Genomic DNA, 14,146 nt, shown 5'->3' with positions numbered 1-14,146 from the left:
CCCTGCGCTATCACGGCACCGACGCGGCTCATCTGGGCGAGGTCCTGCGCGTGCGGACCATTTCGCACCTCGGGGTCGACGTCCGGGTCGGCACCCGGGAGCCGGCCGGGCCCGGCGTCCCCCCGGACGCGGTGCCGCAGCCGGTCAGCAGACCGCCCGCCACCGCGCCCGCCGTCACCAGCGTGCGGCGGCGCACCATGCGGCTGCGCAGGTACTCGTACTGCTCGGCCATGCTCAGCCGCTCGGCGAGCGGACGGGGGATGCCGACGTCGGGAGTCTCCATGTCCCGGAACGTTCCACCGGGAGGCAACGTCCTTGCCGCGCAAGGGTGAACGTCGACCGACGGGCGGACACCGGCAACACGTCCGGGTGTCCGTATCGCGGACGGTATGTGTCATCACCTGGGACGAGGAGTAGGGTGCCCGCATGTCTCGCAGCATCAATCTCGCAGTGATCCCCGGTGACGGCATCGGCCAGGAGGTCGTGGCCGAGGGTCTGAAGGTCCTCTCCGCCGTCCTGCCGCAGGATGTGAAGCTGGAGACCGAGGAGTACGACTTCGGCGCCAAGCGCTACCACGCCACCGGTGAGACCCTCACCGACGCCGACCTCGACTCCCTCAAGCGGCACGACGCCATCCTGCTCGGCGCCATCGGCGACCCGTCGGTGCCGTCCGGCGTCCTGGAGCGCGGCTTCCTGCTCAAGCTCCGCTTCGCCTTCGACCACCACGTCAACCTGCGTCCGTCGAAGCTGCTGCCGGGTGTCGCCACCCCGCTCGCCGGCCAGCCGGAGATCGACTTCGTCGTCGTCCGCGAGGGCACCGAGGGCCCGTACACCGGCAACGGCGGCACCATCCGCAAGGGCACCGCGCACGAGGTCGCCACCGAGGTGTCCGTCAACACGGCCTACGGTGTCGAGCGCGTCGTCCGCGACGCCTTCGAGCGCGCCCAGGCCCGCCCGCGCAAGAAGCTCACGCTGGTCCACAAGAACAACGTGCTGACGTTCGCCGGGCACCTGTGGACGAACATCTTCCACCAGGTGGCCGAGGAGTACCCCGAGGTCACCACCGACTACATCCACGTCGACGCCGCGACCATCTACCTGGTCACCGACCCGGGCCGGTTCGACGTCATCGTCACCGACAACCTCTTCGGCGACATCATCACCGACCTCGCCGCGGCCGTCTCCGGCGGCATCGGCGTGGCCGCCTCCGGGAACATCAACCCCACCCGCGAGTTCCCCTCGATGTTCGAGCCCGTCCACGGTTCGGCCCCGGACATCGCCGGACAGGGCAAGGCCGACCCCACCGCCACCGTCCTGTCCGTGGCCCTGCTGCTGCGCCACCTCGGCTACGACGCCGAGGCGGACCGGATCGACGCGGCGGTCGCCGCCGACCTCACCGAGCGCGCCGGGAAGCCGGCCCGCTCCACCTCCGAGATCGGCGACGCGCTCGCCGTACGCGTAGCCGGCTGACCCGCCGCGCTACACCGAGCCGCCGGGTCGCAACCGCACCCGGCGGCTTTTCCTGTGCCTCGCCGGGTGCCACCATCAACCCCTGGACCGCTTCACCCCGATTCCGTCCGCTACCGCCCCCCGCGCGATAATCGAACGCGGAGCCGCGATACGAGGGAATGCTCGGACGTCCTAGCACCGACGACCGGGAGGTGTGAGCGCGGCCCGTCACTACAACCGGTGAAGGACAATCACTCATGACGACGCCCACGATCGAGCTCAAGCCCTCCGCCAGTCCGCTCGCCGCCGCGGAACGCGAGGCGATCCTCGCCGCCCCCGGGTTCGGCCGCCACTTCACCGACCACATGGTGACGATCAAGTGGACCGAGGGCCGCGGCTGGCACGACGGTCAGCTCGTTCCGTACGGGCCGATCTCCCTGGACCCGTCCACGCACGTCCTGCACTACGGCCAGGAGATCTTCGAGGGCCTGAAGGCCTACCGCCAGCCCGACGGCTCGGTCGCGCTGTTCCGTCCCGAGGCCAACGCCCGCCGCTTCCGCAACTCCGCCCGCCGCATGGCCATGGCCGAGCTGCCCGAGGAGCTGTTCATCGCGGCGCTGGACGCGCTGCTCACCCAGGACGCCGACTGGGTCCCGCCGCACGGCGGCGAGGCCTCCCTCTACCTGCGGCCGTTCATGTTCGCCACGGAGGCCGCGCTCGGCGTGCACCCGGCGAACGAGTACCTGTTCATGCTGATCGCCTCCCCGTCCGGCGCGTACTTCGCCGGCGGTGTCAAGCCGGTCACCATCTGGGTCTCCGAGGACCACGTCCGCGCCGTCCCGGGCGGTACCGGCGACGCCAAGACCGGCGGCAACTACGCCGCGTCCCTGCTGCCGCAGGCCGAGGCCGCCGCGCACGGCTGCGACCAGGTCGTCTACCTCGACGCGGTCACCCGCACCAAGGTCGAGGAGAGCGGCAGCATGAACGTCGCGTTCGTCTACGGCGACCGGATCGTCACCCCGTCGCTCACCGGCTCCATCCTGGAGGGCATCACCCGTGACTCCCTCCTCCAGGTCGCCCGTGACCTCGGCTACACCGCCGAGGAAGGGGTGGTCACCCTCCAGCAGTGGCGCGAGGACGCCGCGTCCGGTGCGCTGACCGAGGTGTTCGCGTGCGGTACCGCCGCCGTGGTCACGCCGATCGGCCACGTCAAGACGAAGACCGACCAGTGGTCCCACGGCGACGGCACGCCCGGCCCGGTCACCAGCCGGCTGCGCGAGGCGCTGCTGGGCATCCAGCGGGGCCTGATCGAGGACAAGCACGGCTGGATGCACCGGATCGGCTGAGGACGCGGTCGAAGCGCCCCGAAGGGGTGCCGGGCGTCCGCGGGCCGGTACGGCCGGCCCGCGGTTCCCCGCACCCCTTCGGGGCGCTTTTCGTTGGGCGTCCTGCCGCTCGGCCCGGCTAGAGCACTGCTCAATCGAAGCGTGTCCACTCTCCGGTCAGTGCTTCTCTTTGCTGGATTCCCTGTTTAGAGTGTTGCTCTAACCAGTGAGGCAAGGAGGTGCCGCGCCGTGCGACTGACCCCCACGGAACGCGACCGGCTGCTGCTCTTCGGGGCGGCCGAGCTGGCCCGGGCCCGCCGGGCGCGCGGCCTGAGGCTGAACGTGCCCGAGGCCACCGCGCTGATCGCGGACACCGTCTGCGAGGCCGCCCGCGACGGCAAGCGGCTCGCCGAGGCCGTCGAGGCGGCCCGGTCGGTCCTCGGCCCCGAGGACGTCCTGCCGGGTGTCGCCGACATCGTCACCGAGGTGATGGTCGAGGCCGTCTTCGACGACGGCTCCCGGCTCGCGGTCGTCTCCGACCCCATCGGCTGGGGGTCCCCCCGCGAAGCAGGGGGAGGCCTGGGCGCGGACGGCCCGGGCGCCCTGCTCCCCGGCCCCGGGCACGCCGACCCGGAGCCCGTCGTCCGGCTGCGCGTCACCAACACCGCGGGCGTGCCGGTCTCCGTCACCTCCCACTTCCACTTCTTCGAGGCCAACCCGCGCCTCGACTTCGACCGCGAGCGCGCCTACGGCATGCGGCTGGCCGTACCCGCCGGGTCCTCGGTCCGCTTCGGGCCGGGGGAGAGCGAGGAGGTCGGGCTCGTGCCGATCGGGGGCGAGCGGACCGCGATCGGCTTCGCCGGACTGGTCGACGGGCCGCTGGACGCGCCGGGCGCGCGGGAGGAAGCCCTCCGCAGGGCCGCCGCCTGCGGATACCTGGGAGTGACACCGGAAGGGGGCGAGGAGCGATGAGCCGCTCGAAGGGACGCGAGGTGAGCCGGTCGATCCACGTCGACCCGCACGCCTACGCCGCCACCCACGGCCCCCGCGCCGGCGACCGCATCCGCCTCGGCGACTCCGGGCTCACCGTCCGCGTCGAGTCCGACTCCCAGAAGTACGGCGACGAGTTCCTCGCCGGCTTCGGCAAGACCGCCCGCGACGGACTGCACCTGAAGGCCGCCGCCGTCCGGGACACCTGCGACGTCGTGATCAGCAACGTCGTCGTGATCGACGCGGTGCAGGGCATCAGGAAGGTGTCCATCGGCATCCGCGAGGGCCGCATCCACGCGATCGGGCGGGCCGGCAATCCGGACACCCTGGACGGCGTGGACGTCGTCGTCGGCACCGGCACCTCGATCGTCTCCGGCGAGGGGCTGATCGCCACCGCCGGTGCCGTCGACACCCATGTGCACCTGCTGTCGCCGCGCATCATGGAGGCGTCCCTCGCCTCCGGCGTCACCACGATCATCGGGCAGGAGTTCGGCCCGGTGTGGGGCGTCGGCGTCAACTCGCCCTGGGCGCTGCGGCACGCCTTCAACGCCTTCGACGCCTGGCCGGTCAACATCGGCTTCCTGGGCCGGGGTTCCTCGTCCGACGCGGCGCCCCTCGTCGAGGCCCTGGCCGAAGGGGGCGCGAGCGGTTTCAAGGTGCACGAGGACATGGGCGCCCACACCCGCGCGCTGGACACCGCCCTGAGGGTCGCCGAGGAGCACGACGTCCAAGTCACCCTGCACAGCGACGGGTTGAACGAGTGCCTGTCGGTCGAGGACACCCTGCGGGTGCTGGAGGGCCGCACGATCCACGCCTTCCACATCGAGGGCTGCGGCGGCGGACACGTGCCCAACGTGCTGAAGATGGCGGGCGTCCCGAACGTCATCGGCTCCTCCACCAACCCCACCCTGCCCTTCGGCCGGGACGCGGTCGCCGAGCACTACGGCATGATCGTCTCCGTCCACGACCTGAAGACCGACCTGCCCGGCGACGCGGCGATGGCCCGCGACCGGATCCGGGCCGGCACGATGGGCGCCGAGGACGTGCTGCACGACCTGGGCGCGATCGGCATCACCTCCTCCGACGCCCAGGGCATGGGCCGGGCCGGTGAGACGGTCCGCCGCACCTTCGCCATGGCCGGCAAGATGAAGGCCGAACTGGGCCCCCTGGAGGGCGACGGCGAGGGCGACGACAACGCGCGCGTCCTGCGCTACATGGCCAAGCTGACCATCAACCCCGCCCTCGCGCACGGGCTGTCGCACGAGGTCGGCTCGATCGAGGTGGGCAAGCTCGCCGACATCGTGCTGTGGCGACCGGAGTACTTCGGGGCCAAGCCGCAGCTCGTCCTGAAGGCGGGCTTCCCGGCGTACGGCGTGGTCGGCGACCCCAACGCGGCCACCGACACCTGCGAACCCCTCGTGCTGGGCCCGCAGTTCGGGGCGTACGGCGCCACGGCCGCCGACCTCTCGGTGGCGTTCGTCGCCCGCGCCGCCGTCGACCAGGGCAACGACCGGATGCCGACCCGGCGCCGCAGGGTCGCCGTGCGCGGCACCCGGGGCATCGGCCCCGCCGACCTGCGCCTGAACTCCCGTACCGGAGCGGTGGACGTCGACGGGCGCACCGGCCTGGTCACGCTCGACGGCGAGCCGCTGCGCTCCGAGCCGGCCGACTCCGTCTCCCTCAACCGCCTCTACTTCCTCTGAAGGACCCGCGCCATGAGCACCCCCGCCGCCGACGGTTTCCGCATGCCCGCCGAGTGGGCCCCGCACGAGCGCACCTGGATGGCCTGGCCCGGCCCCAACCCCACCTTCGACGACCCCGGCGACCTGGCCGCCGCCCGGACCGCCTGGGCGTCCGTGGCCCGCGCCGTCCGCCGCTTCGAGCCGGTGACGGTCGTGTGCGGCCCCGGCCAGTCGGAGGACGCCCGGGCGCTGCTGGGGCCGGGCGTCGACACCGTCGAGCGGGACCTGGACGACGCCTGGATGCGGGACATCGGTCCGACGTTCCTCACCGACGGCCGGGGCGGACTGGCCGCCGTGGACTGGACGTTCAACGGCTGGGGCGCCCAGGACTGGGCCCGCTGGGAGCACGACTCCCGGATCGGCGCGTACGTGTCCGACCTCGCGGGCGCGAAGACGTACGCCTCGAAGCTGGTCAACGAGGGCGGAGCGATCCACGTCGACGGCGAGGGCACCGTACTGCTCACCGAGACCGTGCAGCTCGGCCCCGAGCGCAACCCGCACTGGACCAGGCTGGAGGTGGAGGCGGAGATCCACGCCCACCTCGGCACCAGCAAGGCGATATGGCTGCCGCGCGGCCTGACCGCCGACTACCCTCCCCACGGCTTCGGCACCCTCGGGCACGTCGACATCGTCGCGGCGTTCGCCCGGCCGGGTGTCGTGGTCGCCCACCACCAGCCGGACCCGGCGCACCCCGACCACGAGGTCACCCAGGAGGTCATCGGCCTGCTGCGGTCGGCGACCGACGCCCGGGGCCGCCGCCTGGAGGTCGTGGAGGTGCCCGCGCCGACCGCCCTGGAGGCCGACGGGCACTGGGCGGACTACTCCTACATCAACCACTACCTCTGCAACGGCGGCGTGGTGCTGTGCGGCTTCGACGACCCGCGCGACGAGATCGCCGCGGGGATCTTCCGGCGCCTGTTCCCGGAGCGGACGGTGACGCTGGTGGACGCGCGTACGATCTTCGCGGGCGGGGGCGGTATCCACTGCATCACGCAACAGCAGCCGAAGGCCTGACACACACGGGAGCAGCAGATGGCCGGTGCGGGCCGGGCGCGCAGGAACGCGCCGCCGCGCGAGGAGGTCCTCGCCGCGGCCATGGACATGATCGCCGAGCGCGGTCTGGAGCAGCTCACCATGGCGGGGCTGGGCCGCGAGGTCGGCATGAGCAGCGGCCACCTGCTGTACTACTTCCGCTCCAAGGACGAGCTGCTGCTGCGGACGCTGGAGTGGAGCGAGGGCCGGCTGGGCGCGGAGCGGGGCCGGCTGCTGGCGGGCCCGGGGACCGCGAGGGAGCGTCTGTCGGCCTACGTCGACCTGTACGTGCCCGACGGCCACCGCGACCCGCACTGGACGCTGTGGCTGGAGGTCTGGAACCGGTCGCAGAACGCCGACGACGACGCACGGGCCCGGCAGGCGGCGATCGAGGGCGCCTGGCACCGCGACCTGGTCGCCCTGATCGCCGAGGGGATCTCGCGGGGGGAGTTCCGACGTGTGGACGCCGATCGCTTCGCGGCCCGGCTGCGCGCGCTGCTGGACGGATTCTCGATTCACGTGGCCATCGGGCTGCGGGGCACCGACAGGGAACAAGTCCTCACCCACGTCGGGGAGTTCATCGAGGACGGGCTGGCTGTGATCCCCTAGGGTGACACCGTCGGAATCGTTTCCTCCGCGGGCGGGCAGGTAACGGCCCATGGGACGACAACACTGGAAGAAGATCTGGGTCGGCTCGGCGGGAAACATGGTCGAGTGGTTCGACTGGTTCGTGTACGCGAGCTTCGCCACGTACTTCGCCGGCGCGTTCTTCCCGAGCGGCAACCCCACCGCCCAGCTGATGAACACCGCCGGCATCTTCGCCGTCGGCTTCTTCATGCGCCCCGTCGGCGGCTGGCTGCTGGGCAGGGTCGGTGACCGCAAGGGCCGCAAGGCGGCGCTGACCCTGACCGTCACGCTGATGTCGGCCTCGGCGGTCCTCATCGCCGTCGCCCCCACCTACGGGGTCGCCGGCTACGGCGGAGCCGTCGTGCTGCTCGTCGCCCGCCTGCTCCAGGGCCTGTCGGTGGGCGGCGAGTACGCGGCCAGCGCCACCTATCTGACCGAGGCGTCGGACCCGCGGCGGCGCGGCTTCGCGTCCAGCTTCCAGTACGTGTCCATGACCGCCGGCCAGATCGTCGGCCTCGGCCTGCAGATCGTCCTGCAGCGCACCATGTCCGACGACGCCCTGCACAGCTACGGCTGGCGCATCCCGTTCGTCGTCGGCGCGCTCGGCGCCGCCGTCGTCTTCTATCTGCGCCGGAACATGCTGGAGACGGAGGTGTACGAGGAGGACACCTCGCACTCCGGGGAGCGCGGCACCCTGCGCGCGCTGTGGCAGCACCGGCGGGAGGCGTTCCTGGTGGTCGCCCTCACCATGGGCGGCACGGTGGCGTACTACACGTACACCACCTACCTCACGAAGTACCTGTCCAACTCGGCGGGGCTGTCCAAGGAGACCGCCACGCTCGTCTCGTTCACCGCGCTGATCGTCTTCGCCTGCCTCCAGCCGCTCGCGGGCGCCCTCTCCGACCGCATCGGCCGCCGCCCGCTGCTGATCACGTTCGCCGTCGGCTCCACCTTCCTCACGGTCCCGATCATGACGCTGCTCCGGCACGCGGACGGCTACTGGCCCGCCCTCGGCCTCGCCCTGCTCGCACTGGTCGTGGTCACCGGCTACACCTCCATCAACGCCTGCGTGAAGGCCGAGCTGTTCCCGACCGGGGTGCGCGCGCTCGGTGTCGCTCTGTCGTACGCCATCGCCAACGCCCTCTTCGGCGGCACCGCCGAGTACGTCGCCCTGTGGTTCAAGAAGGGCGGCATCGAGTCCGGCTTCTACTGGTACGTGGCCGGCTGTGCCGCCGTGTCCCTCGTGGTGTACGTCACCATGCGGGAGACCAAGGACCTGGATCTGGCCCGGGTGAGGGCCCGGGAGGATTCCAGCGTGGCGACCGCATCCTGAGACGGGCGGTGAGCCGGGGGCGGGGCTGTGCCAGACTGCCCCCGTGCTCTCGTTCGCCATGATTATTGGCAGCAGGCGCGCCGGTCCGCAGTGACCACCTCGTACGACCAGGTGCGGGTGGCCACCGTCGTCCTCGACCCGCGCGCAGACCTCTCGCACCCGCGAGGGGTTTTTTCGTTTTCCGGCCCACCTTCAGCCGGTGACGGAGCGCGAGGGAGCATGGAGGAACGGTGGAGCCGGTCATTCCGGTAAAGACCGAAGAATTTTCCACAGGAGCCTTGAGACATGACCGAGACGGCAACAAGCGAGCTCGACGACTCGTTCCACGTCTTCGACACCACGCTGCGCGACGGCGCGCAGCGCGAGGGCATCAACCTCACCGTCGCGGACAAGCTCGCCATCGCCCGGCACCTGGACGACTTCGGCGTGGGCTTCATCGAGGGCGGCTGGCCCGGTGCGAACCCGCGCGACACGGAGTTCTTCGCCCGCGCCCGGAAGGAGATCGACTTCCGGCACGCCCAGCTGGTCGCCTTCGGCGCCACCCGCCGCGCCGGTGCGAAAGCCGCCGAGGACCCGCAGGTCAAGGCCCTGCTCAGCTCGGGCGCCCCGGTGATCACCCTGGTCGCCAAGTCGCACGACCGGCACGTGGAGCTGGCGCTGCGCACCACCCTGGACGAGAACCTGGAGATGGTCCGCGACACCGTGTCGTACCTGCGCGAGCAGGGCCGCCGCGTCTTCGTGGACTGCGAGCACTTCTTCGACGGCTACCGCGCCAACCCCGAGTACGCCAAGGCGGTGGTCCGCACCGCCGCCGAGGCCGGCGCCGACGTCGTCGTCCTCTGCGACACCAACGGCGGCATGCTTCCCGCCCAGGTCCACGCGGTCGTCTCCACCGTCCTCGCCGACACCGGGGCCCGGCTCGGCATCCACGCCCAGGACGACACCGGCTGCGCGGTCGCCAACACCCTGGCCGCCGTCGACGCGGGCGCCACCCACGTGCAGTGCACGGCCAACGGCTACGGCGAGCGCGTCGGCAACGCCAACCTGTTCCCGGTGGTCGCCGCCCTGGAACTGAAGTACGGCAAGAAGGTGCTGCCCGAGGGCCGGCTGCGCGAGATGACCCGCATCTCCCACGCCATCGCCGAGGTCGTCAACCTGACGCCGTCGACCCACCAGCCGTACGTGGGCGTCTCGGCCTTCGCGCACAAGGCCGGCCTGCACGCCTCCGCCATCAAGGTCGACCCGGACCTGTACCAGCACATCGACCCCGAGCGGGTCGGCAACACCATGCGCATGCTCGTCTCCGACATGGCGGGCCGCGCCTCGGTCGAGCTGAAGGGCAAGGAGCTGGGCATCGACCTGAGCGGCGACCGCGAGCTGGTCGGCCGGGTGGTCGAGCGGGTGAAGGAGCGGGAGCTCAAGGGCTACACGTACGAGGCGGCGGACGCCTCGTTCGAGCTGCTGCTGCGCGCCGAGGCCGAGGGCAGGCCCCTGAAGTACTTCGACGTCGAGTCCTGGCGGGCCATCGTCGAGGACCGGCCCGACGGCACCCACGCCAACGAGGCCACGGTCAAACTGTGGGCCAAGAGCGAGCGGATCGTCGCCACCGCCGAGGGCAACGGCCCGGTCAACGCCCTGGACCGCGCCCTGCGCGTGGCCCTGGAGAAGATCTACCCGCAGCTCGCCAAGCTGGACCTGGTCGACTACAAGGTCCGCATCCTGGAGGGCAAGCACGGCACCCAGTCCACCACCCGCGTGCTGATCTCCACCTCGGACGGCTCCGGCGAGTGGGCCACGGTCGGTGTGGCCGAGAACGTCATCGCCGCCTCCTGGCAGGCCCTGGAGGACGCGTACACGTACGGCCTCCTCCGCGCGGGCGTGGAGCCCGCTCAGTAGCCACAGTGGAGGCATGACCTCAGAAACCCATGACGTGCTGTCCCGGGCCCGCGTCGCGACCCGGCTGCCCGCCCGGGACCTGGACCGGGCCCGCCGCTTCTACGCCGAGAAGCTCGGCCTGTACCCGGTGGACGAACGGCCCGGCGGGCTGCTGTACCGCTGCGCGGGCGTGGACTTCGTCGTGTTCCGCTCGACGGGGGCCTCGCCCGGCACGTTCACCCAGATGGCTTTCGAGGTGGACGACATCGAGGCGGTCGTCACCGAGCTGCGGCGCCGGGGCGTCGAGTTCGAGGAGGTCGACGTGCCCGGCTTCCGCACCCGGGACGGCATCGCGCAGATCGAGGGCAACTACCCGAGCAAGGGCGCGCGGGCGGAACGGGGCGCCTGGTTCCGGGACAGCGAGGGCAACCTGCTGGGGATCGGCCAGCTGATCCTGTGAGGCCCGCCGGCCGGTCCGGGGCCGCTCAGGGCGCCCGCCAGATGTTGTCGAAGGCGATGTTCTCGATGCGGCGCCGCTCGCGCACCGCCTCCAGCTCGGTGACCGCGTCGCCGACCGCCGCCAGGACCGTGATCACGGCCTCGTCGTCGAGTCCGGAGGAGGCGGTGCGGTCGGGCTCGATGCCCAGGGTGCCCGCGAGGCCGGTCAGCACCGGGTCGTGGGAGTCCCAGCGGTCGGTCGCGTGCCGCCGGGCGGCGGTGTCGGCCGGTGTCTCGCCGCCGCCCCGGCCCGGCCACCAGTGCCGGCGCTTCCCGGTGAGCTGCCCGTCGGCTTCCAGCACGTCCCGGTAGGCCACGGCCAGCCCCTCCCCGCGCCGCCACAGCCAGTCCTCGACCGTCTCGTACGGCTCCTCGCGGACGAGCCTCGCCCCGGCCTCGTCCAGCAGCCGGTCACCCGTGGTCAGCACCGGCCCGGGGACGATGCGCTCGCCGTCCAGGGTGAGCGCCCGGGCGCCGAGCAGGTCGATCAGCTCGGCCCCGGCGAGCGCCAGCGACAGATCGCCCTGCTCGACCGGGCGCTCGCCGGGGACGTCCAGGGTGACGAGGAACAGGTCCTGCGGTGTCGTCATGAGGGCTCCAGGTCACCGGCCGTCAGCTGCGGCCGGGGTCGTTCGGACGGGACTCCAGTGGAGTGACGCTGCCGCTGCGTCCAGGGTGGCAGCGGCAGCGTACCGAGGATCCGCTCGCGCGGCGCGCCTCGTCGTCGGCCCGCGGGGGTGCCGTCGGGCACCGAGGTGGTGATCTCGACCAGGAACTCGCGCATGATCCCGCTTCCTTGGTGGGTGGCCGGCTGGGGGCCGGCCCCCTTCATCGTCCCCCAGCCGCCGGACGGGCGCCGCTCAGCACGAGTCGGCGGCGAGCCGCTCGAACGCGGCGCGGCTCATCGCCCGGTCGTCCGCCCAGACCTGGCCGGGCTTCAGCCGGGCGATCTGCTCGCCGGTGAACTCCACGACCCCGTTGTAGGAGTCGCCGCCGACGTAGTGCCCGAACCGCAGGACGTACCGGTGCCGGGGCAGCAGGTGCCGGGTGCCCCGATGGCGGGCGTGCCAGGCGGCGGGCGGGTCGAAGAGGGGGAAGTCGGCGTCGCCGCGCAGCCCCTCCTTCCGCGTGTCCCACCCGGTGGTGACGGGACCCTTCCCGGCGCCCCGGGCCCGCCCGTCCAGGGCCGGGCCCTGGTAGCGGTCGTCACCGCACGGCCGGAACACGGCGTACGGCGTCCCGTCCGGTGCGGCCCGCACCCCCGCGAGCGGCAGGTCGACGGCGCCGCAGCCGCTGAGCAGCAGCATCCCGCCGACGATCCCCGCCGCCACGGCCCCCGTACGTCGCATGCTCCGCCTTACCGCCTCACCGCAGGGTCCACTTCTGGTTGGCGGCGCCGGTGCACGACCAGATCTGCGCCCGGGCCCCGTTCGCCGACGAGTTGTCGGTGACGTCGAGGCACTTGTTCGCCGCCGTGTTCACCACATCAGCCGTGGACGCGTTGTACGACCACCGTTGGGCACCGGTTCCATTGCAGTCGTACAACTGCACCTTGGCCCCGTCCGCCGTCGAACCGGAGGTCACGTCCAGGCACTTGCCGAGCGCCTGGATCGATCCGTCGGCCTGGACGGTCCACTGCTGCGCCGTGCTGCCGTTGCAGTCGTAGAGCTGCACCGCCGTACCGTTGGCGCTGGAACCGCCCGCCACGTCCAGGCACTTGCCGGCGAGGCCCACGAAGGCACCGGTCCTGGCGCCACCGCCGGACTGGGTGCCGGACCAGGTGAAGGTGGCCGAGGTCTTGCCGGGCAGCGTGTAGGTGGCGTGCTGGGAGCCCCAGTTGATGGTCACGGTCCGCGCCGACGAGGAGTCGTTGTACGTGATCAGCGCCTTGCCGCCGTCGGGGTTGCGCCAGGCGACGTTGGGCACCGCGGTGGAGGCGGTGGACGCTATGCGCTGGGCGCCGGGGCGGACGAACTTCGTCAGGTGGCCCATGTCGTAGTACTCGACGGTGTAGTCCACGGTCCCGCTCGCGCCGTCGCCGTTGTGCACGGTGATCAGGCCGGTGCAGGTGCCGCAGCCGCCGTTGTGCGGGCCCATGTTCTGGTCCACGGCCAGCGACCACTTGGTCACCGACTTCGCCCAGTTGCGGGTGTAGTCGATGATGTTGGACATGTCCTCGCGCTGCTGGTTGGCGATCCAGGTGCCGCCGGAGTGCTCGGTGCCGAACGCGTCCAGCGCGGGGTACTGGTTGTGCACGGCGGTCTGCTTGGCGACGTCACCGCCGTAGCCGTGCCAGGCGATGCCGCCGAAGTTGGGGTGGTCGCGCACGGCCGGGTCGTCCACGGTCTGGGCCGCGTAGGAGTCGTAGACGTCCCAGTTCCAGTCGTGCGCCAGCACCTTCGTGGTCAGGCCCGCCGACTGGAGCTTGGGCAGCAGCTCGTTCTTGGTGAAGTACGCGAGTCCGCTCGCGTTCCAGCTCATCGACGGGTAGCCGGAACAGCAGGTCGGCTCGTTCTGAGCGGTGACGTAGGAGACGTTGATCCCCTGGTCCTTGTACGCCTGGAGGTACTTCACGAAGTAGGAGGCGTACGCCCCGTAGTCCTCGGCCTTCAGCCAGCCGCCGTTGAGCGAGCCGCTGTCCTTCATCCAGGCCGGCGCCGTCCACGGCGAGGCCATCACGGTCAGGGACGGGTTGAGCTGGAGCGCCTGCTTCGTGAGCGGCACGACGTCGGCGAGGTCGTGGGCGATCGAGAACTTCGCCAGGGACGGGTCCGTCTGGCCGGACGGCACGTCGTCGTACGTGTAGCCGTACCGCGCGAGGTCCGAGGCGCCCATCGGGTTGCGCAGGAACGACAGGCCGATGCCGTCCGTCGGCGAGAACAGCTTGCGCATGGTCGCGTCCCGGGTCGCCTGGGACAGCGCCCCGCTGCTGTTCATCAGCCAGGCGGCGGTGTCCGTGAAGGACGCGCCGCCGCCGGTGAAGGTCTGGTAGCGGGTGTTCTCGTCGACGGTGATGTTCTCGCCGCTCCCGCCGGTCCCGGACTGGAACGCGAACGGCGTCTGCGGCTGGAGGCCGCGCACGACGTGCCGGCCGGCGGAGTCGTCGGTGGTGGTGAGCCAGGCGGTCACCTGCTCACCGGCGGCGTGTGCGGGGGGTACGGCCACACTGAGACCGGCTGCGGAGAGCAGCCCGGCGAGCAACAGCCGGACTGTGCGGGGGGATCTCCTCATGGTGCGTCGCCCTTCCTCTCGGATCGGCAGAGCTGACGGGTCGT

The 14,146-nt window shown here is 71.7% G+C and carries 13 protein-coding genes and 1 pseudogene; 9 read left to right on the top strand and 5 right to left on the bottom strand.

Annotated features, from left to right (window positions below):
- Positions 1-121: 121 nt before the first annotated feature.
- Positions 122-283, bottom strand: a pseudogene (locus tag ABZV94_RS25380) (phosphoesterase); the annotation flags it as partial.
- Positions 284-426: 143 nt separating this feature from the next.
- Between ABZV94_RS25380 and ABZV94_RS25375 the strand changes: the two are divergent.
- The 9 genes from ABZV94_RS25375 to ABZV94_RS25335 all read left to right on the top strand — a co-directional run bounded on the left by ABZV94_RS25375 (position 427) and on the right by ABZV94_RS25335 (position 10,833).
- Positions 427-1,470: a 3-isopropylmalate dehydrogenase gene (locus tag ABZV94_RS25375; protein ID WP_356344006.1), complete on the top strand. Its 1,044-nt coding sequence runs from the start codon at positions 427-429 to the stop codon at positions 1,468-1,470.
- A 236-nt stretch (positions 1,471-1,706) separates the two neighbouring features.
- Complete coding sequence (locus ABZV94_RS25370) at positions 1,707-2,795, top strand: branched-chain amino acid aminotransferase (protein WP_356344003.1); 1,089 nt, start codon at positions 1,707-1,709, stop codon at positions 2,793-2,795.
- Between the two features lie 228 nt (positions 2,796-3,023).
- The gene (gene ureA, locus ABZV94_RS25365; RefSeq protein ID WP_356344000.1) at positions 3,024-3,746 is read left to right on the top strand and encodes an urease subunit gamma; all 723 of its coding nucleotides are present in this window, start codon (positions 3,024-3,026) and stop codon (positions 3,744-3,746) included.
- Complete coding sequence (locus ABZV94_RS25360) at positions 3,743-5,467, top strand: urease subunit alpha (RefSeq protein ID WP_356343998.1); 1,725 nt, start codon at positions 3,743-3,745, stop codon at positions 5,465-5,467. The genes ureA and ABZV94_RS25360 overlap by 4 nt, the downstream gene beginning before the upstream one ends.
- Before the next feature lie 12 nt (positions 5,468-5,479).
- Positions 5,480-6,520: an agmatine deiminase family protein gene (locus tag ABZV94_RS25355; RefSeq protein WP_356343996.1), complete on the top strand. Its 1,041-nt coding sequence runs from the start codon at positions 5,480-5,482 to the stop codon at positions 6,518-6,520.
- Positions 6,521-6,538: 18 nt separating this feature from the next.
- Complete coding sequence (locus tag ABZV94_RS25350) at positions 6,539-7,147, top strand: TetR/AcrR family transcriptional regulator (protein WP_356343995.1); 609 nt, start codon at positions 6,539-6,541, stop codon at positions 7,145-7,147.
- Between the two features lie 49 nt (positions 7,148-7,196).
- A complete protein-coding gene (locus tag ABZV94_RS25345) occupies positions 7,197-8,498 on the top strand; it encodes an MFS transporter (RefSeq protein WP_356343992.1) in 1,302 nt (433 codons plus the stop codon).
- Between the two features lie 285 nt (positions 8,499-8,783).
- Positions 8,784-10,394 (top strand): citramalate synthase, encoded by a 1,611-nt coding sequence (gene cimA / locus ABZV94_RS25340; RefSeq protein ID WP_356343990.1) that lies wholly within the window; start codon positions 8,784-8,786, stop codon positions 10,392-10,394.
- Between the two features lie 13 nt (positions 10,395-10,407).
- Positions 10,408-10,833, top strand: coding sequence for a VOC family protein (locus tag ABZV94_RS25335; RefSeq protein WP_356343989.1), 426 nt, complete (start codon positions 10,408-10,410; stop codon positions 10,831-10,833).
- Positions 10,834-10,858: 25 nt separating this feature from the next.
- On the opposite strand, the gene ABZV94_RS25330 is transcribed toward ABZV94_RS25335, so the two are convergent.
- The 4 genes from ABZV94_RS25330 to ABZV94_RS25315 form a co-directional block, all read right to left on the bottom strand.
- Complete coding sequence (locus ABZV94_RS25330; protein WP_356343987.1) at positions 10,859-11,461, bottom strand: GPP34 family phosphoprotein; 603 nt, start codon at positions 11,459-11,461, stop codon at positions 10,859-10,861.
- Positions 11,458-11,655 carry a hypothetical protein gene (locus ABZV94_RS25325; protein WP_356343985.1) on the bottom strand — a complete coding sequence of 66 codons (198 nt, stop codon included), beginning with the start codon at positions 11,653-11,655 and terminating at the stop codon, positions 11,458-11,460. The genes ABZV94_RS25330 and ABZV94_RS25325 overlap by 4 nt, the downstream gene beginning before the upstream one ends.
- A gap of 76 nt (positions 11,656-11,731) precedes the next feature.
- Positions 11,732-12,220 carry a hypothetical protein gene (locus ABZV94_RS25320; RefSeq protein WP_356343983.1) on the bottom strand — a complete coding sequence of 163 codons (489 nt, stop codon included), beginning with the start codon at positions 12,218-12,220 and terminating at the stop codon, positions 11,732-11,734.
- Positions 12,221-12,236: 16 nt separating this feature from the next.
- The gene (locus tag ABZV94_RS25315; RefSeq protein ID WP_356343980.1) at positions 12,237-14,102 is read right to left on the bottom strand and encodes a ricin-type beta-trefoil lectin domain protein; all 1,866 of its coding nucleotides are present in this window, start codon (positions 14,100-14,102) and stop codon (positions 12,237-12,239) included.
- Positions 14,103-14,146: the final 44 nt, after the last annotated feature.

Origin of the sequence: Streptomyces sp. NPDC004658 (genome assembly GCF_040609555.1) — a bacterium.
Classification (GTDB): Bacteria; Actinomycetota; Actinomycetes; order Streptomycetales; family Streptomycetaceae; genus Streptomyces.
The sequence above is the reverse complement of the archived record's forward strand: the minus strand, read 5'-3'. Positions and strand labels throughout refer to the sequence as shown.

What these genes read in the sequence shown, in the direction of transcription:
- ABZV94_RS25375 (WP_356344006.1), top strand. Translation starts at nt 427, where the DNA reads ATGTCTCGCAGCATCAATCTCGCAGTGATCCCCGGTGACGGCATCGGC.
- ABZV94_RS25370 (WP_356344003.1), top strand. Translation starts at nt 1,707, where the DNA reads ATGACGACGCCCACGATCGAGCTCAAGCCCTCCGCCAGTCCGCTCGCC.
- ABZV94_RS25360 (WP_356343998.1), top strand. Translation starts at nt 3,743, where the DNA reads ATGAGCCGCTCGAAGGGACGCGAGGTGAGCCGGTCGATCCACGTCGAC.
- ABZV94_RS25355 (WP_356343996.1), top strand. Translation starts at nt 5,480, where the DNA reads ATGAGCACCCCCGCCGCCGACGGTTTCCGCATGCCCGCCGAGTGGGCC.
- ABZV94_RS25350 (WP_356343995.1), top strand. Translation starts at nt 6,539, where the DNA reads ATGGCCGGTGCGGGCCGGGCGCGCAGGAACGCGCCGCCGCGCGAGGAG.
- ABZV94_RS25345 (WP_356343992.1), top strand. Translation starts at nt 7,197, where the DNA reads ATGGGACGACAACACTGGAAGAAGATCTGGGTCGGCTCGGCGGGAAAC.
- cimA (WP_356343990.1), top strand. Translation starts at nt 8,784, where the DNA reads ATGACCGAGACGGCAACAAGCGAGCTCGACGACTCGTTCCACGTCTTC.
- ABZV94_RS25335 (WP_356343989.1), top strand. Translation starts at nt 10,408, where the DNA reads ATGACCTCAGAAACCCATGACGTGCTGTCCCGGGCCCGCGTCGCGACC.
- ABZV94_RS25330 (WP_356343987.1), bottom strand. Translation starts at nt 11,461, where the DNA reads ATGACGACACCGCAGGACCTGTTCCTCGTCACCCTGGACGTCCCCGGC.
- ABZV94_RS25325 (WP_356343985.1), bottom strand. Translation starts at nt 11,655, where the DNA reads ATGCGCGAGTTCCTGGTCGAGATCACCACCTCGGTGCCCGACGGCACC.
- ABZV94_RS25320 (WP_356343983.1), bottom strand. Translation starts at nt 12,220, where the DNA reads ATGCGACGTACGGGGGCCGTGGCGGCGGGGATCGTCGGCGGGATGCTG.
- ABZV94_RS25315 (WP_356343980.1), bottom strand. Translation starts at nt 14,102, where the DNA reads ATGAGGAGATCCCCCCGCACAGTCCGGCTGTTGCTCGCCGGGCTGCTC.